This window comes from Micrococcus sp. EYE_212 (assembly GCF_023147585.1).
Classification (GTDB): Bacteria; Actinomycetota; Actinomycetes; order Actinomycetales; family Micrococcaceae; genus Micrococcus.
Map to the genome: position 1 here is coordinate 1 of NZ_JAHXOZ010000037.1, position 1026 is coordinate 1026.

Sequence of the window (1026 nt, forward strand, 5' to 3'; positions counted from 1 at the left end):
CCCGTTCTTCACCGGCGGCTGCTCACCCCATCCCTCCAGGCGGGGCAAGTGGACCAGGATCGTGGCCCGGCTCTTGCGCTCGGCCAGAGTCCCGATCGCTGAACGCTCGGTCCCGATGATCAGGTCCCCTTCCCAGTGCCCGGGCACAGCACGATCAGCGGCCTCGGGTGGGCGCTTGCTGAACACCACGTCCTCGGTGACGTGGCCCTGGGGCTTGTTCCGGGTACGTGCCCGCGGCTCGCGCAGGGCCCGCCCGGTACGTAGGCACCCGACGAGTTCGCGTTTGAGTGCGCCCCGTCCCTCGACGAACAGGGACTGATAGATCGCTTCGTGAGAGATCCGCATGGACTCATCATCCGGGAACTCCAGGCGCAGCCGGTGGCTGATCTGCTCAGGGCTCCACGCCGTGGACCACCGCCGGTCCGCCCGGCGCGGTTTCATCTTCCGCCCCTTGAAACCGGGCCCGACTGGTCCCGGCACGGCCACGCCATCGGGGCCCAGGACCATCCCGTTCAGGCGCGCCTGGACGTAGTCATGCAGCCGCTGGTTCGTGGCCAGCTTCGCCGGCTTGGGCCGCCTGGCCGCCTCCTGAGCCTTCCACTGCGCCACCGTGGCCCGGTACTCCTTGCTCCCGGAGCGGGTGGCGCAGTTACGGCGCAGCTCGCGACTGATCGTGCCGGGATCACGTCCCAGCGTGCGTGCGATCTGACGGACCCCCTGGCCCTGGGCATGGAGGATTGCGATCTCTTCACGCTCAGCGAAGGACAGGTACCGGCCGGTGGGCTCGGCCAGGGACAGTGGGGCCATGCCGCCAGCGTGACGGAACCAGCGCGCCCCGACGGGCCACGACACGCCCACAGTCAGGGATGCCTCGACCGTGGTGACACCGGTGGCGATCACACGCCAGAACTGGCGTTGGACCTCTCGTGAGGGCTGCGGCCTGCCAGGAGAGCGCATCGGGGCCCGCAGAGCCCGATCCGCTCTCCACTGTCGACGTGTCCCCTCGGGCGCGTCACTGATCTTCCT

The 1026-nt window shown here is 69.4% G+C and carries 1 protein-coding gene; it reads right to left on the reverse strand.

From position 1 onward, the window contains the following. A partial coding sequence (locus tag KZX60_RS11890) for an IS30 family transposase (RefSeq protein WP_248118620.1) occupies positions 1-957 on the reverse strand: 957 nt, incomplete at its 3' end. Positions 958-1026: the final 69 nt, after the last annotated feature.